At 71.2% G+C, this 20,456-nt stretch carries 19 protein-coding genes and 1 pseudogene; 10 read left to right on the forward strand and 10 right to left on the reverse strand.

All coding sequences use genetic code 11. From position 1 onward, the window contains the following. Positions 1-15: 15 nt before the first annotated feature. The gene (locus G446_RS0113450) at positions 16-1,425 is read right to left on the reverse strand and encodes an MFS transporter (protein WP_026410517.1); all 1,410 of its coding nucleotides are present in this window, start codon (positions 1,423-1,425) and stop codon (positions 16-18) included. Between the two features lie 297 nt (positions 1,426-1,722). Then, positions 1,723-4,311, reverse strand: a complete 2,589-nt coding sequence (locus G446_RS18105) for an ATP-dependent Clp protease ATP-binding subunit (protein ID WP_051286019.1) — start codon at positions 4,309-4,311, stop codon at positions 1,723-1,725. Between the two features lie 274 nt (positions 4,312-4,585). On the opposite strand from G446_RS18105, the gene G446_RS0113460 reads away from it, so the two are divergent. Then, complete coding sequence (locus G446_RS0113460) at positions 4,586-4,939, forward strand: DUF6054 family protein (RefSeq protein ID WP_026410518.1); 354 nt, start codon at positions 4,586-4,588, stop codon at positions 4,937-4,939. Positions 4,940-5,023: 84 nt separating this feature from the next. Here the strand turns inward: G446_RS0113460 and G446_RS0113465 are convergent, their stop codons facing one another. From G446_RS0113465 to G446_RS18115, 6 genes are all read right to left on the reverse strand, one after another. Beyond that, positions 5,024-5,704: a response regulator gene (locus G446_RS0113465; protein ID WP_026410519.1), complete on the reverse strand. Its 681-nt coding sequence runs from the start codon at positions 5,702-5,704 to the stop codon at positions 5,024-5,026. A 110-nt stretch (positions 5,705-5,814) separates the two neighbouring features. After that, positions 5,815-6,996 carry a sensor histidine kinase gene (locus G446_RS21385; RefSeq protein ID WP_281170234.1) on the reverse strand — a complete coding sequence of 394 codons (1,182 nt, stop codon included), beginning with the start codon at positions 6,994-6,996 and terminating at the stop codon, positions 5,815-5,817. Then, positions 6,993-7,892, reverse strand: coding sequence for an ABC transporter permease (locus G446_RS18110; protein ID WP_051286020.1), 900 nt, complete (start codon positions 7,890-7,892; stop codon positions 6,993-6,995). Before G446_RS18110 ends, G446_RS21385 begins: the two co-directional genes overlap by 4 nt. Before the next feature lie 95 nt (positions 7,893-7,987). Then, complete coding sequence (locus G446_RS0113480; protein ID WP_026410521.1) at positions 7,988-8,890, reverse strand: ABC transporter ATP-binding protein; 903 nt, start codon at positions 8,888-8,890, stop codon at positions 7,988-7,990. 167 nt (positions 8,891-9,057) lie between these two features. Further along, positions 9,058-11,721, reverse strand: a complete 2,664-nt coding sequence (locus G446_RS21195; RefSeq protein WP_026410522.1) for an FHA domain-containing protein — start codon at positions 11,719-11,721, stop codon at positions 9,058-9,060. Further along, entirely contained in the window at positions 11,721-12,611 is an 891-nt protein-coding gene (locus G446_RS18115) for a PP2C family protein-serine/threonine phosphatase (RefSeq protein ID WP_034470818.1), read from the reverse strand. Before G446_RS18115 ends, G446_RS21195 begins: the two co-directional genes overlap by 1 nt. 814 nt (positions 12,612-13,425) lie before the next feature. Here G446_RS18115 and G446_RS0113500 point away from each other — a divergent pair. The 4 genes from G446_RS0113500 to G446_RS20205 all read left to right on the forward strand — a co-directional run bounded on the left by G446_RS0113500 (position 13,426) and on the right by G446_RS20205 (position 16,372). Next, entirely contained in the window at positions 13,426-13,839 is a 414-nt protein-coding gene (locus tag G446_RS0113500; protein WP_156916692.1) for a hypothetical protein, read from the forward strand. Between the two features lie 186 nt (positions 13,840-14,025). Further along, a complete protein-coding gene (locus tag G446_RS20200; RefSeq protein ID WP_156916693.1) occupies positions 14,026-14,589 on the forward strand; it encodes a hypothetical protein in 564 nt (187 codons plus the stop codon). After that, a complete protein-coding gene (locus G446_RS0113505) occupies positions 14,586-15,503 on the forward strand; it encodes a hypothetical protein (RefSeq protein ID WP_026410525.1) in 918 nt (305 codons plus the stop codon). The genes G446_RS20200 and G446_RS0113505 overlap by 4 nt, the downstream gene beginning before the upstream one ends. 194 nt (positions 15,504-15,697) lie before the next feature. Next, the gene (locus G446_RS20205) at positions 15,698-16,372 is read left to right on the forward strand and encodes a hypothetical protein (protein WP_156916694.1); all 675 of its coding nucleotides are present in this window, start codon (positions 15,698-15,700) and stop codon (positions 16,370-16,372) included. A gap of 10 nt (positions 16,373-16,382) precedes the next feature. On the opposite strand, the gene G446_RS20690 is transcribed toward G446_RS20205, so the two are convergent. Both G446_RS20690 and G446_RS20695 read right to left on the reverse strand, forming a co-directional pair. Next, on the reverse strand, positions 16,383-16,574 hold the full coding sequence (locus G446_RS20690; RefSeq protein WP_026410527.1) for a hypothetical protein: 192 nt from the start codon (positions 16,572-16,574) through the stop codon (positions 16,383-16,385). A gap of 3 nt (positions 16,575-16,577) precedes the next feature. Beyond that, the gene (locus tag G446_RS20695) at positions 16,578-16,802 is read right to left on the reverse strand and encodes a hypothetical protein (protein WP_211228314.1); all 225 of its coding nucleotides are present in this window, start codon (positions 16,800-16,802) and stop codon (positions 16,578-16,580) included. Between the two features lie 224 nt (positions 16,803-17,026). On the opposite strand from G446_RS20695, the gene G446_RS20210 reads away from it, so the two are divergent. The 5 genes and pseudogenes from G446_RS20210 to G446_RS20700 form a co-directional block, all read left to right on the forward strand. Then, positions 17,027-17,167 (forward strand): hypothetical protein, encoded by a 141-nt coding sequence (locus G446_RS20210; RefSeq protein WP_156916695.1) that lies wholly within the window; start codon positions 17,027-17,029, stop codon positions 17,165-17,167. Next, the gene (locus G446_RS0113530; RefSeq protein ID WP_026410529.1) at positions 17,164-18,468 is read left to right on the forward strand and encodes a hypothetical protein; all 1,305 of its coding nucleotides are present in this window, start codon (positions 17,164-17,166) and stop codon (positions 18,466-18,468) included. Before G446_RS20210 ends, G446_RS0113530 begins: the two co-directional genes overlap by 4 nt. Positions 18,469-19,057: 589 nt before the next feature. Further along, positions 19,058-19,465, forward strand: coding sequence for a hypothetical protein (locus G446_RS0113540; RefSeq protein WP_245574722.1), 408 nt, complete (start codon positions 19,058-19,060; stop codon positions 19,463-19,465). Positions 19,466-19,699: 234 nt separating this feature from the next. Next, complete coding sequence (locus G446_RS0113550) at positions 19,700-20,143, forward strand: hypothetical protein (protein ID WP_026410531.1); 444 nt, start codon at positions 19,700-19,702, stop codon at positions 20,141-20,143. A 41-nt stretch (positions 20,144-20,184) separates the two neighbouring features. Continuing rightward, a pseudogene (locus tag G446_RS20700) lies at positions 20,185-20,456 on the forward strand (hypothetical protein); the annotation flags it as partial.

The following is a 20,456-nucleotide window of genomic DNA, read 5'->3' on the forward strand; positions in this document are numbered from 1 at the left end:
CCTCTCTGGGACTGGTCAGGCGACGGCGGTCTCGGTGGCGGCGACGGCGCCGCGCACCAGCGGGTCCGCGTCCTTCTTCGTATCGATCCACTCGATGAGCAGCCCGGCGATCACGAGGAGCGCCGCGACGAAGAGCAGGGCGTTGGCGGGGTGGTTGCCCAGCAGGTGCTTGTAAATGGGACCGAAGGTGAGGGTCTGGATGAGCTGGGGGATGACGATCATCATATTGATGACGCCCATGTAGACGCCTCGGCGCTCCTTGCGGATCATCTCAATGGCCATGATGTAGGGGACGCCCGTAATAGAAGCCCAGGCCACACCAATGCCGATCATGGGCAGGTAGAGGACCGCGGTGTGGCCGGGGCTGCCGATGCGGGTGAGCAGGACCAGGCAGACGGCGGCGAGGCACAGCGCCGCGGTGTGGACGTGCTTGGGGCCGATGCGGTTGGCCAGTCGCGCCAGGAAGAGGGCGACGACCGTGCAGGAGACGTAGTAGACGACCATGAGCCCGGCGGCGAAGCCGGAGGCGTCGTTGAAGGCCTCGGTCTCGGCGTACCCCGGGTCGGACAGGTTCACGCCGAAGTAGGTGACGGCGCACATGAGGCTCAGGTACTGCCAGAAGACGTTCATGGCGTACCACTGGAAGAGGTAGACCAGGGCCATCTTCTTCAGGCCGCGGGGCATCTCGACGATGGCGACGCCGACGTCCTTGACGAAGCCGAAGGGGCCCTCCTCCCGCTTCTTGCGCTCGAGCTCGGCCAGGTCCTCATGGGTGGGCGGCAGCTCCTTGGTGGACAGCACGGAGATGAGGACCGAGCCGATGGAGCACACCGAGCCCACCATGAAGGCGCCGAAGACCCAGTAGGGGATGCCGGCGGCGGTGGCGCCCGCCAGGGTCTTCTCCAGAACGACGAGGGTCCCGGCGGCCAGGGCCGAGCCGGCGCCGATGAACAGGGACTGGGAGAGGAAGCCCTTGGCGATCTGCTTGGAGGGCAGGCGGTCGCCGATGAAGGCCCGGTAGGGCTCCATGGCCGTGTTGTTCGAGGCGTCCAGCAGCCACAGGCACAGCACCGCCATCCACACGGCGGTGACGAAGGGCATGAGGAACAGGAACACGGAGCAGCCGACGGCGCCGACGAGGAAGAAGGGCTTGCGCCGCCCCCACTTGTCCGACCAGGTCCGGTCCGACAGCGCCCCGATGAGCGGCTGGATGAGCAGGCCGGTGACGGGACCGGCCAGGTTGAGGATGGGCAGCTCGTCGGGGGAGGCCCCGAGGAACTGGTAGATGGGCGACATGACGTTCTGCTGCATGCCGAAGGAGTACTGAATGCCGAAGAAGCCGACGTTCATCAGCAGGATCTGGGGCGTGGTCATCATGGGCTTGTGCGCCAGATCCACTTTCCCGTCGTGGGAGAACTGTGCCATGGTCGTCCTTGTCCTGGGCAGGCGGGGATGGTCGACGGCGTCCGGGTCCCGGGGCGGGCGCCGCGCCCCTCCCCCGGGCGGGCGCCGCACGGGGCGGCGGGGCGCTCGAGGAGGGGGCGGAACTATGATCCACCCAGTATATTCAACGATTAACAGGCCCTTGGTCCCCTCTTGGGGCGGACGCGCGGCGGGGTCGGAGCGGCGCGGCCGGCGCCCCGACGCGCTCCGGCCCGCCGCCCGGATCGGGGCGGCGGGGCCGGAAGCGGATGCGCCGGAGGGCGGGAGGATCGCCGGCCGTCAGATCGCCTGGGCGGCGGCGCCGGGCCCGCCGTCGCGCCCGCCCACGGCGGGACCGCCGACGGCGGCGACGACCCTCTCGGCGTCCTGCTGGGCGGCGACCTCGGCGCTGAGCGGGTCGGAGCCGACCCGGGGGTCCCAGGGCTCGCCGCGGAAGGTGAACTCGCCCAGGACGCCCTCGCCGACGGCGTCGACAATGACCTTCTGGCCGCGCTCGATCTCCCCGAAGAGGATCTTCTCGCTCAGGGCGTCCTCGATGTCGCGCTGGATGGCGCGGCGCAGCGGGCGGGCGCCGAGCACCGGGTCGAAGCCGCGCTCGGCCAGCAGCTCCTTGGCGGCCTCGGTCAGCTCGATGGTCATCTCCTGCTCGACCAGGCGCTTGTCCAGGCGGGCGATCATGAGGTCGACGATCTGGCGGACCTCGTCCTTGGTCAGCTGCGGGAAGACGATGAGGTCGTCCACGCGGTTGAGGAACTCGGGCCGGAACTGGCTCTTGAGCTCGCGGTTGACGTGGGCCTTCATCTCCTCGTAGTCCATGGTGCCGCCCGCCGTGGACTGGAAGCCCGTGGCCACGGCCTTGCCGATGTCCTTGGAGCCCAGGTTGGTGGTCATGATGATGACGGTGTTCTTGAAGTCGACCACGCGGCCCTGGGCGTCGGACAGGTGCCCGTCCTCCAGGATCTGGAGGAGGGAGTTGAAGATGTCCGGGTGGGCCTTCTCGACCTCGTCGAACAGGACCACGCTGAAGGGCCGACGGCGCACCTTCTCGGTGAGCTGGCCGCCCTCGTCGTAGCCGACGTAGCCGGGGGGCGCGCCGAACAGGCGCGAGACCGTGTGCTTCTCGGCGAACTCGGACATGTCGAGCTGGATGAGGGCGTCCTCGTCGTCGAAGAGGAACTCCGCCAGGGCCTTGGCCAGCTCGGTCTTGCCCACGCCGGTGGGGCCGGCGAAGATGAAGGAGCCGCCGGGGCGCTTGGGGTCCTTCAGGCCCGCGCGGGTGCGGCGGATGGACTTGGACAGGGCCGCGATGGCCTTGTCCTGGCCGATGATGCGCTTGTGGAGCTCGGACTCCATATTGAGCAGCTTGGCGGACTCGGCCTCGGTCAGCTTGACCACCGGGATACCGGTGGACATGGCCAGGACCTCGGCGACGAGCTCCTCGTCGACCTCAGCGGCCTGGTCGAGGTCGCCGGAGCGCCAGGCCTTCTCCTTGGTCTCGCGCTGCTCGACCAGGCGGCGCTCGTCGTCGCGCAGGGCGGCGGCGCGCTCGAAGTCCTGGTCGTCGATGGCCGACTCCTTCTCGCGCTTGACCTCGGCGATGCGGTCGTCGATCTCGCGCAGCTCCGGGGGGGCCGTCATGCGGCGGATGCGCAGGCGCGCGCCCGCCTCGTCGATGAGGTCGATGGCCTTGTCCGGCAGGAAGCGGTCGTTGATGTAGCGGTCGGCGAGCTTGGCGGCGGCCTCGATGGCCTCGTCGGTGATGACGACGCGGTGGAAGGCCTCGTAGCGGTCGCGCAGGCCGTTGAGAATGCCGATGGTCTCCTCGATGGTGGGCTGCTCGACGGTCACCGGCTGGAAGCGCCGCTCCAGGGCGGCGTCCTTCTCGATCTTGCGGTACTCCTCCAGGGTGGTGGCGCCGATGGTCTGGAGCTCGCCGCGGGCCAGCATGGGCTTGAGGATGGAGGCGGCGTCGACGGCGCCCTCGGCGGCCCCGGCCCCGACGAGGGTGTGGATCTCGTCGATGAACAGGACGATGTCGCCGCGGGTGCGCACCTCCTTGAGGACCTTCTTGAGGCGCTCCTCGAAGTCGCCGCGGTAGCGCGAGCCGGCCACGAGGGAGCCCATGTCCAGGGAGTAGAGCTGCTTGTCGCGCAGGGTCTCGGGGACGTCGCCGTGGACGATGGCCTGGCTCAGGCCCTCGACGACGGCGGTCTTGCCCACGCCGGGCTCGCCGATGAGAACGGGGTTGTTCTTGGTGCGCCGGGAGAGGATCTGCATGACCCGCTCCATCTCCTTGTGGCGGCCGATGACCGGGTCGAGCTTGCCCTCGCGCGCCGCGGCGGTGAGATTGCGCCCGAACTGGTCGAGGATGGCCGACCCGGAGGGCACGCCCTCCTTGCTGGAGCCGCCGGCCGTCACGGTCTCCTTGCCCTCGTAGCCCGAGAGCATCTGCATGACGGTCTGGCGCACGGTGGACAGGTCCGCGCCGAGCTTGGTCAGGACCTGGGCGGCCACGCCCTCGCCCTCTCGCAGCAGGCCGAGCAGGATGTGCTCGGTGCCGATGTAATTGTGGCCCAGCTGGAGAGCCTCGCGCAGGGAGAGCTCGAGGACCTTCTTGGCCCGGGGGGTGAAGGGGATGTGGCCGGAGGGGGCGGCCTGGCCCTCGCCGATGATCTCGACGACCTGGGCGCGCACGGCGTCCAGGGAGATGTCCATCGACTCCAGGGCCTTGGCGGCCACGCCCTCGCCCTCGTGGATGAGGCCGAGGAGGAGGTGCTCTGTGCCGATGTAATTGTGGTTGAGCGCGCGCGCCTCGTCCTGGGCCAGGACGACGACGCGGCGGGCGCGGTCGGTGAAGCGTTCGAACATCGCTGGTTTCTTCTCCTCGGCACGTGCGAGTCGGTCGGTGCGCCCGCTTCCGCCATCGGGATCTCGCAGGGGGAGGCCCGATAATGCCTGAAGCAGGGCGCGGGGCACGTGCCCGGTAAGGCTAACGGCGGGACGCGGGGGCCCATGCCCCTGTTCGCAGTGGGCGTGAGTCAGAGTTGAGCCGGGACCGCTCAGGGCCGTTCGCCCGACGAGACCGGCGCCGTCGGGCATAATCTGGCAACGTTTCAACCGCTCCCGCCCGACGGAGGTTCTCATGGCAACAACAACGCGCACCGTGACCGGATCCCTGCCCGAGGTCGTCGCCTTCATCGAGAACAGCGTCATGGCCCAGTCCTCCTCCGCCTCCATGGAGGCCGCCGTCGACCTGGAGACCCAGAGCGGCGGTGTGGCCGTGCGCGGGTACGAGCGCTACAGCTGGACCGGCTCCAACCGCGTGGGCATGACCGTCACCTCCGTCCAGGACGGGCCCTACGTCCACATCGCCGGCGTCTCGCTGGGCGGCAGCCAGGCCATGTTCTTCAAGGTCAACACCCTGGGCGAGCAGAACTTCCTGAACACCCTGGACGCCGCGATCGACCAGTGGATCGCCCAGCATCCGCAGGGCTGACGGCGCCGTCGCCCCCGGCTCGACCCGGGTCCGCTCGGCCCGGGTCCGCCCGCCCGGGGCGGATCCGGCCCGGGTCCGGCGGTCTCAGCCCAGGTCCAGCAGTCCCCGGCGCAGCGCCTCGGTGACGGCGGCCGTGCGCGAGTCGACGCCGAGCTTGTGGAAGGCGCGCAGCAGGTGCGTCTTGACGGTGGCCTCGGTGATGTAGAGCTCGCGGCCGATCTGGCTGTTGGACCGGCCCCGGGAGACGGCGGCCAGGACCTCCCGCTCGCGCGGGGAGAGGGTGACCGGCGCCTCGGCGCCCGGGTCGCGGCCGGTCCCGGCGCCGCGGCCGGACGCACCCCCGCGGCCGGATGCGCGGGCGGCCCCCACCAGGCGCGTGGTGACGGTGGGGCTCAGCGCGCTGCGCCCCGCGGCGGCGGCGCGCACGGCGGCGAGGATGTCCTCGCGCGGGGAGTCCTTGAGCAGGTAGCCGATGGCCCCGGCCTCCACGGCCCGCAGGATGTCACCGTCGGTGTCGTAGGTGGTCAGCACCACCACGCGGGGCGGGGCCGGGGCGGCCAGGATGCGCCGCGTGGCCTCCACCCCGTCGAGGCCGGGCATGCGCAGGTCCATGAGCACGACGTCGGGGGCGAGCTCGACGGCGAGCTCCACGGCCGCGGCGCCGTCGGCGGCCTGACCCACGACGTCCAGGTCCTCCTCGCCGCCGAGCATGCCGACGATCCCCGAGCGCACCACCGGGTGGTCGTCGACGACGAGGAGCCTGATGCGGGCTCCGCCCCGGCTCCGGCCCGGGTCCGTCCGGGGGTCGGACGGGGAGCCGGCTCGGGGGCCGGACGGGGGGTCGGACGGGGAGTCGGAGGGGCGGTCGGGGGTGTTCACAGGGGGATTCTCGCTTCCACGACGGTTCCGGTGGCGCCGTCGGCGTCGGGGGCGCGGGCGGGGTCGACGGTGAGGGTGCCGCCCAGGGACTCCACGCGCGAGCGCATGCCGGTCAGGCCGGTGCCCTCCGGGGCGCCGCCGGTGCCCGCGCCGTCGTCGGTCACGGTAATGGCCAGTTCGCGGTCCGCTCCGAGGCGCTCGACGGCGACGACGACCTCGGCGCGCGCGGCGCGGGAGTGGCGGGCGACATTGGACAGGGCCTCCTGGACGGTGCGCAGGACGACGACCTCGACGGGGCGGGCCAGGTCCCGGGGCGGGCGGGCGTCGAGGCCGATGCTGAGCCCCGGCCCCTTCCGGGAGTCGACGAGGCGGGCCAGGGCCTGGACGAGGTCGCCCGAGCGCAGGGCGGAGGGGCCCTCCCCGGCGACGAGGGCGCGCGCCTCGGCGAGGTTGTCGCGGGCGAGCGCCTCCATCTGGTCCAGGCGGGCGGCGGCCTCGTCGGCGCGGTCCCGGGTCAGTTCGGCGCGGGCGGCCTGGGTCAGGGTGATGACGGAGATGAACCCCTGGGCGAGGGTGTCGTGCACCTCGCGGGCCCAGCGCCGGTGCTCGGCGGCCCGGCCGGCGGCGCGCTCGGCGGCGGCGAGCTCGGCCTGGGCGGCGGCCAGGCCCTCGCGGGCGACGCGCTCATTGTCCAGGGCGGAGGCCAGGGCGGCGGAGATGTCGTAGACGCGCCAGAACCACAGGCCGATGAACAGGGAGAACAGGCAGGACAGGCCGCCGTTGGCGATGGCGCCGACCCAGTCGGGCTCCGGCCGCGCGAGGAAGGCCGCACTGATGCCGACGGAGAAGACCGCGGTCGCCGCCACCCCGGAGCGGCGGGTGCGGTGGACGATCCACAGGAGGGGGTAGACGACGAAGAACAGGATGCTCGCCCAGGTGACGTGGCGCGCCGCCGCCAGGAGCACGGCCCCGGCCGCCGCCCAGATGATGGCGAGGGCGGCCCCGTGGCGGGCGGGGCGGCCGGGGGCGCGCACGAGGTCGAGCAGGTTGATGCGCCGTCGGATGATGACGGGGTCGAGCCACGCCGAGGGCAGGCCCGCCCCCGCCGGCGCGGCGGAGGCGGGCCGGGGCGGGGCGGGCGTCGGGGGGATCTCGTCCCTCATGGCGGACTCGCTCACCGGTCGACCGTATCGCGGCGGGTGACGACGATCGCCGCGACGACGCCGGCCACCAGCCAGGCGGCGACGATGACCAGGCCCCTGCCGGTCTCCCAGCTCCCGGTGGGCTCGACCGCCTGGAAGGCGGAGGGGAGGAAGGACTCGCGCATGAGCTCGGCCGACCAGCGCACCGGCAGGACGGAGAAGGAGTCGACCATCCAGGTCGGCAGCTGGGCCAGGGGGAAGAAGATGCCGGAGACGAACTGGAGGATGAGGACGACGGGGGTGACCAGGCCGGAGGCGGCCCGCTGGGTGGGGCGGGTGCGGCCGATCACCAGGCCCAGGGCGGTGCAGGTGGCGACCATGAGGACGATGGTGGCGGCCAGCAGCCCCCAGGCGCGGGCGGTGCCGGGCAGGTCGATGTCCAGGGCCCAGTGGCCGACGAGGATGAGCATGGCGGCGTTGAGCAGGGCGAGGATGGTGTTGGACGCGCACTTGCTCGCCACGTGGGCCCACGACGGGGCGGGCAGCACCGCCAGGCGCCTGAGCGCGCCGGTCTCGCGCTCCCCGGCCACGGTCACCGCCAGGTTCTGCAGGCAGGTGGTCATGATCCCGGTGGTGATCATCGCCGGCAGCAGGTACTGGGCGTAGGACACGCCGGCGAGGAGCTCGCCGGGGAAGACCGCGTGGAAGATGAAGAGCATGAACAGCGGGTAGAGGAACTGCATGATGAAGCTGACCGGTTCGCGCACGAAGCCGAGCAGCGTGGTGCGGACCAGGGCGGCCACGATCCTGGGGCCGCCGGCCGGGGCCTGGGGGCGACGGCGGGCCCGCCCGGGGGCCGGGGCGGCCGGGGCCGGGGGCGCACAAAGAGCGGGGCGGACGGGGGAGGCGGAGGCGGGGACGGCGGTGGTCATGGTGGACTCCTTCGAGGAAGTGGATGGGTTTTTCGGTGTTCGGGCGGCGGGGGCGGCGGCCCGGGCGTCAGGCGGCGGGAGCGGCGGCCCGGGCGTCAGGCGGCGGCGCGGGCCGCGGCCGCGAGGGCGTCGGCGCGGGCGGCGGCCTCGTGGGCGCTCACGAGCTCGAGGTAGCGCTCCTCCAGGCTCGGCGCGGTGACGCGCAGGCCGGGGACCTCCTCGCCGGGGCCGGCCAGGCGGCTCATGAGGCCGCGCACCACGGCGGTGGGGGCGGTGGTGCGCTCGGTGCGCTCGGCGCCGTCCTCGATCCAGGAGACCGTCAGGTCGCCCTCGCCGCGGGCCAGGTCCTCGGGCGAGCCCTGGGCGGCGATGCGCCCGCCCAGGACGATGGCGACGTCGTCGGCCAGGTGGGCGGCCTCGTCGAGGTAGTGGGTGGTCAGCAGCACGGTGGTGCCGTCGGCGCTCAGGCCCTCCACCAGGCCCCAGAACTCGCGGCGGGCCTCGGGGTCGAAGCCGGTGGTGGGCTCGTCGAGGAACAGCAGCTCGGGGCGGCCGACGATGGCCAGGGCCACGTCGAGCCGGCGGCGCCGCCCCCCGGACAGGCGCGAGGCGCGGGTGCGGGCGTCGTCGGCCAGGCCCACCCGCCCGATGGTGGCGGCGACGTCGGCCGGCTCGGTGTAGAAGCGGGCCACGTGGCTCACCGCCTCGTTCACCGTCAGGTCGCCCATGTCGGTGGAGGCCTGGGAGACGACGCCGATGCGGGCCCTCCAGGCGCGCGAGGAGCGCTGGGGATCCTCCCCCAGCACCGTCACGGAACCGCCGTCGCGCCGGCGCAGGCCCTGGAGGATCTCCACGGTGGTGGTCTTGCCGGCGCCGTTGGGCCCCAGCAGGGCCAGGACGCCGCCGGTCGGGACCTGCAGGTCCAGTCCCCGCAGGACCTGCTTGCTGCCGTAGGACTTGGTCAAGGAGCTGATCGAAACAGCCGGGTTCGTCGTCATGGCCCCAAGTCTTGGCCTCCGGCCCCGCCCTGCGACAGCCGTCGGACGGACCACACCGCCGTCAACCGATCGGTGGACGGCCGTCCACCGCCGACCGTCCACCGCCGGGCGCCGCCCGCCCGAGGGTCCCGCGCACAGCGGATCCGCGCGCCTCGGCGCACGCGGAATCAGCGCACGCGGAACTCGACCGTGACGCCCTCGCCCAGGTCGATGAGGTCGCCGTCGGCCAGGGGCACGCCCACCATGGCGGGCGCGTCCTCGCTCGACCCGTCCGGGTGGACCAGGATCGAGCCGTTGACGGAGGCGAGGTCCATGAGGGACCACACGCCCGGCGCGGTGGCCATGACGGCGCAGTGGGACCGGGAGATCTCGGAGCCGGGGCTGGGCACGCGCAGGGGCGCGGCCATGGGGCGCCCGGTGAGGACGCGGGTGTTCGGGTCGCGGCCGATGATGACGTCGCGCACGACCTCCACCGGCGCCGAGCCGGCGTAGATGAGGAAGGCCGAGGGGGTCGCGGGGGCGGCGGCCGGGACCCGGCGCATAATGGTGTCGCCGGTGGCGGACTCCTCCTGGCGCATGCGGGCCAGGGCCTCGGGGGTCAGGGTGGCCTCGTAGAGCTCGGGGTTGTCCTCGGGGCTGTCGTAGGCCGCCGGGCCCATGTTCGCGGGCGGCTCCGACGACGTCAGGCCCTGGGAGAAGAAGCCGGTCCGCCGGTTGGTGAAGGGCTCCGCGGGGCTGAAGGGCGTCCACTCCACGAGGGGCTCCGGGTCCGGCTCGGCCGCGTCCCAGGGCGCCCCGACGGCGGGCTCGGCGGCGCCGTCGGGCTCGGGCCGCGCGAACCACTCGGCGGAGTCGGGACCCGGCTCGACGACGGCGGTGGGCTCGGGCGAGCCCGGCGACTCGGCGGGTGCGGCGGGCTCGGGCGCCCGTCCGGGCGTCCCCGCGGACTCGACCCGCTCGACCGGTCCGGTGCCCGGTTCGGGCGACTCCGCGGACCCGGCCGCCGGCTCCACGGCCAGCTCGGGCGGCTCGGCCGACCCGACCGCCGGCTCGGGAGATCCCGCGGACCCGGGGGTCCCGGCCGAGACGAGGGGCGCGGGCACCTCGGCGGACCCGACGGGCCCGACCGCCCCCTCGGGCGTCCCCGCGGAGTCCGCGGACCCGGGCGTCCCGGCCGACCCGACCGCCGGCTCGGGCGTTCCGGCCGTCCCAACGGGTTCGACGACGGGCCCGGCCGCCGCCTCGGCCGCGGACCCGGGCGAGCCCGGCGACTCGACGGCCTCGGGAGCCCGTCCGGGCGTCCCGGCCGACCCGGTCAACGGCTCGGGAGATCCCGCGGACCCGGGGGTCCCGGCCGAGACGAGGGGCGCAGGCACCTCGGCGGACCCGACGGGCCCGACCGCCCCCTCGGGCGTCCCCGCGGAGTCCGCGGACCCGGGCGTCCCGACCCGCTCGGGCGACCCGACGGCGGACTCGACCACCGGCCCGGCCGGCTCGGCGACGGCCCCGACCCGCTCGGACGACCCGGCCTCCGGGGGAACGACGGGCCCGGCCGCTGGCTCCACGGCCGGCTCGGGCGACCCGGCCGAGACGAGGGGCGCGGGCACCTCGGCGGACCCGACGGGCTCGACCGCCTTCTCGGGCGTTCCGGCGGATTCGGTCCACTCGGGCGCCCCGACGACCGCCGGCCCGGCGGCGGACTCGACCACCGGCTCGAACGGCTCGGCGACGGGCCCGGCCGGCTCGGCGACGGGCTCGACCCGCTCGGCGACGGCCCCGGCCGGTTCGGCGACGGGCTCGACCCGCTCGGACGACCCGGCCTCCGGGGGAACGGCGGCCCCGGCCGGCCCGGGCCGCTCGGCGGCGGGGGCGTCGGGGGCGGCCAGTCCGGTCCACCCGACAACGGGCGTATCGGTGGACTCGGGCGAGGCGGCGGACCCGGACGCCTGCTCGGGCGTCCGGGCGACGGGCTCCGCGACGCGCCTGCCCCGCCTCCTGAGCGCCCTCTCGGGCGAGGCGGCACTGGGCTCGACGAGCGCCTCGGCGTCGGGCTCGGACACCCGCCGGTGCCGCGGTCCCGCGGCCCGCGTGCGGGTGCGGAGCCTGAGGCCCGACGGCTGCGTCGGGTCGGGGGGCACCCACAGGTGCCGCGGCTTCGCGCCGGCCGGCTCGCGCCCGGCCTCGCCGTCGGCCGCGCTCCAGACCACTTCGGCGCCGCCGCCCTGCGCGCCGGGCCCCCCGGGCGACTCGCCGTCGCGGATCCGGGCCGCGCGCCGCGACCCGCCGAGGGCCCCGGACTCTCCGTCCCGGTACTCGGCCAGGCGGGACGCCCCGAGCGCCTCACTGGACGCACCGGCCTGCGGGAGCTCGAACGGCCGCTCGAAGCGGTCCGTCTCCTCGCGCAGCGCGCGTCCGATCCGCAGCGACCGGGCGTCCACCAGGTCCTCGGTCGCCAGCCGCCACTCCCCGACCGTCCTCTCGGCCTCGGCGACGCCCAGCTCCACGTCGAGGCACTCCCAGTCGCCGGGGTTGAGGGCCCAGCCCCACACGGGGGCCTGCCACTCCTGCGCCTCGGCCAGGCCCGGGGCGAGGGCCCGGACCCAGGCCCTGCCGAGCAGGCTGAGGTGGGCCTGCGGGCCGGCCAGGTCGAGGACCGCGGCGTCGGCGCCCGCCTGGGACACCTGTGTCAGCCAGGCCACGATCTCCGCGCGCCCGATGAGCGCCTCCCGGGCGCCCTTCGCCCACTCCGGGGGCACGAGGGCGACGCCGAGGGGTCCTGCGACCATGACGGCGCCCGTTCCGCGGTAGGAGTACCTGCCGATCTGAAGCATCAGTCCTCACCTTCGTGTCGTCGCCGTGCGGTCCGGACGGTGGCGGGGCGGGCGGCGCGCACCTCGCGGTGGGCGGCGCCCGACGGGGTCGTCCTCGAGTGCGCGGCGACGGTGACCTCGACGACGACGGCTGTGGCGTTGTCCTGCGTCCCCCGGGCGATCGCGAGATCGACGAGGGCGCCGGCGGCCGCCTGCGGATGGGTGGAGTCCTCGACCACGCGCACCAGGTCGCGGTCGGGCACGACGCCGTGGACGCCGTCGGAGCACAGGATCAGCCGGTCGCCCCTGCGCAGGGGCGCGACCGTGTAGTCCGGCTCGGGCAGACCCCCGCCCCCGGCGCCCAGGGCGCGCGTGACGACGTTGGGGGCGACGGCCAGGGCGTCGGCGTCGGGGGGATCGGAGGAGCCGGCGTCCCGTTCGCCCCGGTCCCTGGCCTCCTGGAGGAGCGAGTGGTCGCGGGTGAGCCGGCGGATCTCGCCGTCGGCGACGAGGCAGGTGCGCGAGTCCCCGATGTTGAAGACGAGCCAGTGGGGCCCGTCGGGCGAGTCCAGGGCGAGGGCGCCGGTCAGGGTGGTGCCGGGGGCGGTCAGCGGGGAGGCCGGGTCCGCCAGGGCGGCGACGTCCGCGACGGCGGAGGCGATGGCCCGGTCCAGGTCGACCAGGTCGGCCCCGGCGCCGGCCACGGCCCCGGGGCGCATGCCCGCGGCGAGGCGGTGCAGGGCGGTGGCGGAGGCGGCGGCGCCGTCGGCGTGACCGCCCATGCCGTCGGCGACGGCGTACAGGGGCGGCTCGGCGAGCCAGGAGTCCTCGTTCCGGCGCCGCACGGGACCCGCGTCGGTGGCGGCGCCCCAGCGCGTGACGAGCGCGGTGCCGAGTCGACTGAGGTCCAAATTCAGCTCCCTTGCCTGTCTCGCGGTGGATGTGGATGCGGTCGCGCCCGAGGCTACGGGAGCACCGGCTCATGGTCGAGTCTGCCACGATCACGGCGTCTTCGTCGGATGCTCGGGGTGTTGACCCCGGGCATCGCCGACGGCGCCGGGCGATGTCGCCGACGGCGCCGGGATGTCGCCGGGCCCGTCGCGCTCCTCCTTATTCCGCGGCGCGCCCGCCGCGGCCTTCGCCGCCGTCATGCTGCGCCCGCCCTTATTCCGCGGCGCGTCCGATGCGTCTTCCCGCGCCTCTTGTCCGGGCCCGGGCGCAGCCGGTAAATTGCCCCGTGTCCCAAGCCCCCTGAGACACCGGGAGTCCGCATGAGCGGCCTTGAGATCGTCGAGGACGGCCTCGAGAGGGCGTCCAACTCGATCGGCGACGTCGCCGCCGCGACCGGGGTCGATCCGCCGGCGGACCGGCCCTCGGCGGGGCGGCGCGGCCGGATGCGCACGAGGATGGAGTGGGCCGTGCCCGCCTGGAGCGACATCCTTCAATGGGGCCACCGCCGATCTCACGGAGACCGCGGCCTCGTCGCCCAGATGGCCACGACGGGCGCGGCCGACGGCGCCCGGGGCGTGGACACGGCCGAGCACGTTTCGACCCGCGCGCCCGGGATCGGGGACGAATCCGGACGACGCCCCGGAGAGCCGCGTCGGCCAGGCGGAACTCTTCCGAAGACCCTCCGGGGAGGGCGGCGGAACACCATAATGCTGAGTATCAAGGCGCCGATGGGGGGCATCGCGCTGGGAGCCGTCCCGGATCGGAGGAGAGGAGGTGACTAACAATATCGTGATGATGACGATCTGCCACAGCCTCTGCGCCGCGGCGTCGATAATATTTCTCACTGCAGCGGTCATGAGCGGATGGGGCGCCGGCGAGACACTGTCCGCACTCATGTTCCTCGGAATCATCCAGGGGGCGGTGATCTCCTCCTTCGGACTGCTCGCACTGCGATCCAGGGGGCTCTTGCCGAACCGGTGGAAGTCGCTGCTCGCAACGGCGTCCTACATCGTGGGAACCTTCTTCCTCACCCCTGTCGTCCTGGCCCCGGTCCTGGACGACACCTATTCCACCATGGTGATCGAGGCCATATTTCTGGGCATCGGCTCTTTCATCCCCCTCGCCCTCGTGCGCCCGAGGCCGGCGCCGTACGACAACCGTCAGGATCCCGATACCCCATCGGATTGAAACTCAGACCGGGCAAACATTATCCGCAAATATGGAAGACGCGGACACTCTGATGGATATAACTAAAGCTGTTGCGGACAGGACATCATGATGCAGAAAATATCAAGACGTTGGTGGGGAGCCATCGCACTGGGGGCCGTCCTGGCTTTCGGGGTGACGGCGTGCAGCACACGAAAGGGCAGTGGAATGTTCGACTGGATCGAGGGGACCAAACCCCTGGAGGAGCGTCAGACCATCGAGGACTACCAGGCCGCGGTCGAAGTCCAACTCGGGCGATTCGTAGAACAACTTGGAGTCCAGAGCGGCGGCGCAGCACTCCTCTCCCCTTCTAGAATCAGTCTTCGCAGTGACGGCGGATACGAATTGTTCTCCGCATCGGTCACCTTTGATCAGCCCGTGAGTTACCCTAGAGCTCAAGAACTGACAAAAGAATTGTTTCCCATCGTCGGGCCGGACTCCATCATCAAAGATGATGTCGACAGCTTTTATCTGCATGACACGCTCAATGGCGGCTTGGTTTGTTTGACAAACAATAGAGAACGAGGAGTCGTGATCTCGACGGAATCCGGATCCCGCCCCACCGCTCAGGCGGATCCGCGCGCCACCCGCGTCGCCCCCGAATGGGAGACCGCCCTCCCCCTCGACCCCTCGGTGGACCCTACCTCCACCTGGACGCCCGCACCCCCTCCGCCACCGGGCCCCGGCACTGAATCCACGAGCGCCCTCCCCAGACCGGAGGAGAGGACATGATCATCAATATCGTGCTGACAACGATCTGCCACAGCTTCTGCACCGCGGCGTCGATAATATTTCTCATCGCAGCAGTCATGAGTGGATGGGACACCGGCGAGACGATGTTCACATTCATGTTCCTCGGAATTATCCAGGGGGCGGTGATCTCCTCTCTCGGGCTGCTCGCACTGCGGTCCAGGGGATTCTTGTCGAGCTGGCGGAGTTCGCTGCTCGCAACGGCGTCCTACATCGCGGGGACCTCCTTCCTCACCCCCGTCGCCCTGTCCCCGGTCCTGGACAGCCTCTATTCCATCATGGCACTCGAGGCCATGTTCCTTGGCGTCGGCTCCCTCATCCCCCTCACTCTCGTGCATCCGAGACCGGCTCCGCAGAAGAACCGTCAGGATCGCGATTCCCCATCGGGTCGAGACGCGGATCAGGAGAGCACCGATCCGCCACGAATAGGCATTATCCGCAATATCGTGCTGACGACAGTCAGTCATACCATCGGAGTCGCGGTGGCGGCGCAGATCGCCCTATCGATCGCACCTGACTGGGACTACGATGCCGCGAGGAACCATCTTCTGGTCATTGAACTCGTACAGGGCGGCGTCATCTCTTCCATGGGATTGTTCTTCCTGCGCCTCAAAGGACTTCTGACGAGCTGGTCCACGGCGGTGCTATCAACGATCTCGTACATCATCGGAACGGTCGTTCTCACTCCCGTTCTTCTATTCGAGGTCATGAATGTGAGCCTTCCCGTACTGGCCGCCGAGGCGGTGGTCCTGCTGCCCGGATCCGCCGTATCACTGATCCTCGTACGACCAAGACGGCCATCCGATGACGACCCGTCTCGCGATCGTCCACCGGGTCCCGACGACGAGCTCGTGAAGCCGGGGCCCGCGCGATCCGCACCGTGCAGCGACCGGTGATCCCAGCACCTGCGACCAGGACCTTCGTCCTCACCGTGGGAATCGAGCCAATTACCGCGCCGCCCCATCCTCGCTCCTCGGCGGTCTGCGTACCGCCCGATCCGCAGGACGGAGCACGTGAGACCTACCCCTCACCCGACGCCGTCGTCTACGATCGGAGCATCTTCCCCGTCCCCGCCCAAGGGAGCGCGCCCATGACCGACACCATGAACTCCGTTACGGCTCCCGAAGTTGGTGATGGGCACATTATTCGACGAACATTCATGATGGGAGCCGCCGCCATCATCCTGGCCGGTTGCGTCTCGGGTGTTTCCGGGAGCGGTTCGACGCCATCGCCCACTTGGAATGTGCGCATGAGCGCGGACACCATCAGCATCGATGTTCCGCCCGGGTGGGTCCGCGACAGTTCGGAAGACTACATCACCCCCCTGTACATCGTCCAGGAGGGTCATCAGAATACTCATAACGCTCCCGGAATACGAGCCAATTACATGTCCCCAGGAGTATACTTATCCATCACCTCGCCCCCGCCCATGCCCGACCTTGAGGTAGGACGGCACCGAGACTCATTCATGAACAGCAGTACCAAAACCGGCCATGTCACCGATGCCGAGGTCTTGCCGGACCGCACTATCGGGGGCTCCCCCGCTTACGGCTACACCGGTATCTTCACCTTCGACGACGGCATCAGACGACCCGCCCAGCAATGGCTAGTCTGGCGCGAGGACGGCATGTGGATCATCAGGGTCACCGGATTCGAGAGCGAAACGGCCATTCCCCCCGAACTCCTGGACGCCCTGGACACCATCACCTGGACCATCCCCGCCCCCACGACCGCGCCCGCCACACCGACTGCAACACCCTCATGACCGGTCGCGCTCACGCCCGCGGCGGCGTCCACAGCAGCTGGGCGGTGACCAGGCCCGGGTCGCGCGAGACCGCCCGGGCGCGCCCCGGGGCCGAGCGCACCGGCCGCACACGGCCGATGACGGCCCCCTTCTCGGGATTCCCCGACAGAAGGATGCTGGTCGCGCCGAGTTCGCTCAGGTTCTGCAGCACCGCCTCGTACACGGATCATGCGGCCCCGCCCATCCGCCTGGCGATGATCACGTGCAGCCCGATGTCCTGCGACTGGGCGAGCAGTGGCAGCAGCGTCAGCAGTGGGTTCCCGCTCGCCGTCGCAATCAGGTCGTAGTCGTCGACCAGCACCCGGGCCTCCGCCCCCGTCCACCAGGACCGGTGGCGCAGCTGGTCGGTGGTCGCCCGGTCCTCCTGCTGGACCTGGAGTCTCCGCGTCATCACCGGGCTGTGCACGCCGTCGGCGGGAGACGAAGACGATCAGGCGGACGAGCCCGCGGCCGAGGCGCCATCGGCCGCGTCAGCGGTCGGGGAACCGGGACGGGCACCGCCCCGATCCCACCGATCGGTACCCGCGCCACCGCCCCACGGGGGTCGTACTATCGTCGGGCTCGGATCGCGTGGCGTCGTCTCCCGACCGCGCCTTCGATCAGGACGGAGGACACATGACCGCCCGCTTGGCCTGCGCCGCCACCCTCATCGCCGACAACCGCCCCGCTGCGGGCGGAGGCGATATATGCAAAGGCGCCGTCAACGCCGTCGCCCACCTCGGCGTCCGCGACGACGTCGGGAGGGTGGTCTCATGAGCCCGCGCGCGCCCTACCCCCGGCGCCGCCCACCCGCCTCCCGGGCATCGGCGCGCCAGTGCCCGCCGGCGCACGCCGGCACCCGCATCGTCGCCTACCTGGTCGATGTCGCCCTGGTACTCGCCCATGTCGCCGCGAGCCGTCTATGGAGCCCCTCCGTCGTACTCGCGGCCATCGTCGCCACCGAGGTCATCGCCGTGCTCATAATCGCCCGGGCGGCGACCGGCCGCTCCCCCGGCACCCTGCTCACCGGCACCGCAGCCGTGCGCGCGGGCACGGACGCGGCGCCCGGGCTGGGGCGCGCGGCCGTTCGCGGGCTGCTTCTCACGCTCCTGTCGGCGACGGGCATCGGCGGCCTCATCACCCTGGCACTGGGAAGGGACGGACGGGACTGGGTGGACCGCGTCGCCGGGACCGCCGAGGTCAACCTGCGGGCCAAAAGGCCCTGGAGCGGGCTCGCCAATCTCCCGGGCGCCGATGCGGACGACGACGAGCCCACTCTGGTCTCGCCGGCCCTGTCCTGGCAGGGGCCGGCCGCCCCGTCGGCACCGCTGGCGCCCGTGGAGCAGCTGCCCGAGCAGCCGGCTCCCGCGAGACCTGAGGGGCGGCCCGCCGAAGCGGCGGCTTTTGCGGCACCGCCGCCCATTGAAGATCCCTCGCAGCCTGCGGCGCCCTCCGGCGAGGATCATCTGCGGTCCGCGGCACTCGCCGTTCCGGAACCGCCGGTCCTCATGGTGCCCGCATCATCTCCCGATTGGGATCGCCCCCAGCCCCGCGCGTTCGACAGGACCTCGGCGCCGCCCGCCCGATACCGATCCGCCGCCCGGCACCGGGCCTCCGTCCCGATACCGCAGGCCGAGCCCGCACCGACATCCTCCGAGCCGGCGGCCCCCGCGATCCCGCGTCCCGAACCGCCCGCTTCGGCGATCCCGGCGGCTCCCCTGGCCAGGAGCCGGTCCAGGTCGGCGGATCTGCCCGCGGCCGCCGCATGGATCATTCTGGACTCCGGTGAGCGCGAACCAGTTGACGCCGTCCTCGTCCTCGGGCGCGCACCGACGTCGTCGGATCCCTCCCACCGACTCGTAACGGTCACCGACCCCACCCGCTCCCTCTCGCGCACCCACCTGCGTCTGGGACCGGCGGGCCGGGGCGGCGTGTGGGCCGAGGACATGTTCTCCTCCAATGGCACCGTGCTGCGCCTCGCCGACGGCACCACTCGCCACCTGCCGCGGGGCGAGCGTGTGGAGCTCGACCTGGGCAGCGCCCTGGTCATAGGGGAGCGCACACTGACGATCACGTGAGAGCGACGACGAATGACACGTCCGGTGCGCGGGCGCGCCGCGTCCGCGGCGGAGGAATTCCATGGGAATCGCCGCCGCGCCGGGAAATCACCCGTTGGCCGCGCCGGGGCCGCGGATCCCGAGCGCTTTCAGATGAGACGGTGGCCGCGTTCCCGCCGCGGACGATCCGGCGACGCCCTTGGCGCGTCGTCGAAGTCTTGACGAGTAGGAGCTGTCGCAGTAGATTCATCGGTGATTCCGGTTCCGGGTATAGGTTCGTTCCCGGATCCCTGTGCAGATGTCCCGGAGGTCCGTCGTGACCGATATGCGCATAGTCGAGGGCGACTTGGAGATGCTGGCCGTCTCGATGGACGAGGCGCTCTCATGACTGCAGCCGATGAACAATTGCAGGAGTCGCACCGAACCGGAGTCGCCCGGGGCGCAACCTGGCGGAACGATCATCGGTCATGAGCGGGAGCGGTCAAAAGTAATGATTGAAAGATCTCCATTCGCAGTGGTCGGCGTTATTCTCATCTCTCTTTGCGCAGCCGCCTGCAGTCCGTCGTATCCGCATCGCGCAACAGCATCCGCCGCCGTCCGGGAGAGCCCCATGATCAACATCCAAGAGGGCGCCCCCTATCCGGCGGACATGGATCATTTGGACCAGATCCTCTCCATCGGATCCGGACATGCCCTGCCGGAGGGCGCCGAGGTGATCTCGGTGAAACCATCCACCAACTTCGCAGCACGGTATCCCGGCGGATGGGGATACGTCATCGCCTTCACCGCCACCGATTCCGCCATCCGAGACTACGTCACAACCTACATTGGCCTCCGCGGCGAGAATGTAGAGAAATACGGTGGCGTGAAAAGGGAGGACGATTGGCTCGACGGATTGGAGGACATCGACTTCACCGGTATCACCGACCCCTGGACTACTGGTTTCGGCGATACGGTCCTTCTTCTGGAGCGCCCGCTGGGTCGGGGCTGGCTCATTATCCGCGGCGCACCCCGCTGATCGCCGGGGACGACCGGGGGCTCGGAGCCGCAGTGGCCCGCAAGTCCGGTCGCGAGGGCCTCGCCGTCGTCCTCATCGCCCGCAACCCGGCCAGACTCGAAGCACCGGGGAAGCGCTTCGACGCCAACGATTTCACGATGAGGTATTGACCGTGGAGGAGCTCTGGGGCTTCCCCAGAGGGTGCTGCGCGGTATAGAATTGGCGCACCGAACCGGCGTTCGAGGAGGAGCGGGGATGGCTGGCGCGTTCGCGATGAACGATGATGAGGTGAACTCCTTGTCCGGAAGGCTGTACGACGCGTCGTGGACGCTGGATGAACTCGATATGCCCACCGATCCGGAAAGTGGTCCGATGGGGTCGTTGGGGCTGCCGAACTCGCTCGACACGTTCATCTCCGAAGAGGATCGACGAGGCCAGCCGGTCACCGCGGGGACGGGTCCGGGAAGGCTCTCTCCGTCGACGATGACGACGATGGACGGGACTGAACTTCAGGTGCCGAAGTCACACGAGTTCGCGGTGATCGCGGCCGACGAGAACGGGGTGACCCTCGTGAACCCGCACGGACGCAACAAGACTCCGGACGGAAAAACTATTCCAGGAGGAGAGTTTAAACTGGATTGGGACGAGTTCAATTACGTATTCAGGGGCGTATCATTGGGCGGGGAGTATCCGGAATGAGACGGCGACGACTTGTCATCATAACAGTTATAGTCTTTCTTGTGGGCTATCCGGCCTACAAGTCTGGCGTGTTCGCGAGAGTGGAGGTTGACGTGAAGCAGGTGTGCTCGAGCGGCGTGGTAGTCGGCATCCAAGAGGGGACGGTATTCAGACCAGGTCGAACCTCTGATCCGGCGTACACCGTCCGGGATGTGCGTATTCGTATGGGCAGGCAGGAGGCTCATATCGGTGGAGGTTATATGGAGGGGGCTGATGTGCTCCAGGAGTTCATCAGCGCAGATCTAGTGGCGGGCGAGTCGGTGGTGCACCGGGG

It is taken from the genome of Actinomyces dentalis DSM 19115, from assembly GCF_000429225.1.
Classification (GTDB): Bacteria; Actinomycetota; Actinomycetes; order Actinomycetales; family Actinomycetaceae; genus Actinomyces; species Actinomyces dentalis.

What these genes read in the sequence shown, in the direction of transcription:
- G446_RS0113530 (WP_026410529.1), top strand. Translation starts at nt 17,164, where the DNA reads ATGAGCCCGCGCGCGCCCTACCCCCGGCGCCGCCCACCCGCCTCCCGG.
- G446_RS0113540 (WP_245574722.1), top strand. Translation starts at nt 19,058, where the DNA reads ATGATCAACATCCAAGAGGGCGCCCCCTATCCGGCGGACATGGATCAT.
- G446_RS20210 (WP_156916695.1), top strand. Translation starts at nt 17,027, where the DNA reads ATGACCGCCCGCTTGGCCTGCGCCGCCACCCTCATCGCCGACAACCGC.
- G446_RS0113460 (WP_026410518.1), top strand. Translation starts at nt 4,586, where the DNA reads ATGGCAACAACAACGCGCACCGTGACCGGATCCCTGCCCGAGGTCGTC.
- G446_RS20695 (WP_211228314.1), bottom strand. Translation starts at nt 16,802, where the DNA reads ATGACGCGGAGACTCCAGGTCCAGCAGGAGGACCGGGCGACCACCGAC.
- G446_RS0113450 (WP_026410517.1), bottom strand. Translation starts at nt 1,425, where the DNA reads ATGGCACAGTTCTCCCACGACGGGAAAGTGGATCTGGCGCACAAGCCC.
- G446_RS20200 (WP_156916693.1), top strand. Translation starts at nt 14,026, where the DNA reads ATGTTCGACTGGATCGAGGGGACCAAACCCCTGGAGGAGCGTCAGACC.
- G446_RS18105 (WP_051286019.1), bottom strand. Translation starts at nt 4,311, where the DNA reads ATGTTCGAACGCTTCACCGACCGCGCCCGCCGCGTCGTCGTCCTGGCC.
- G446_RS21195 (WP_026410522.1), bottom strand. Translation starts at nt 11,721, where the DNA reads ATGCTTCAGATCGGCAGGTACTCCTACCGCGGAACGGGCGCCGTCATG.
- G446_RS18110 (WP_051286020.1), bottom strand. Translation starts at nt 7,892, where the DNA reads ATGACCACCGCCGTCCCCGCCTCCGCCTCCCCCGTCCGCCCCGCTCTT.
- G446_RS0113480 (WP_026410521.1), bottom strand. Translation starts at nt 8,890, where the DNA reads ATGACGACGAACCCGGCTGTTTCGATCAGCTCCTTGACCAAGTCCTAC.
- G446_RS0113505 (WP_026410525.1), top strand. Translation starts at nt 14,586, where the DNA reads ATGATCATCAATATCGTGCTGACAACGATCTGCCACAGCTTCTGCACC.
- G446_RS20205 (WP_156916694.1), top strand. Translation starts at nt 15,698, where the DNA reads ATGACCGACACCATGAACTCCGTTACGGCTCCCGAAGTTGGTGATGGG.
- G446_RS0113550 (WP_026410531.1), top strand. Translation starts at nt 19,700, where the DNA reads ATGGCTGGCGCGTTCGCGATGAACGATGATGAGGTGAACTCCTTGTCC.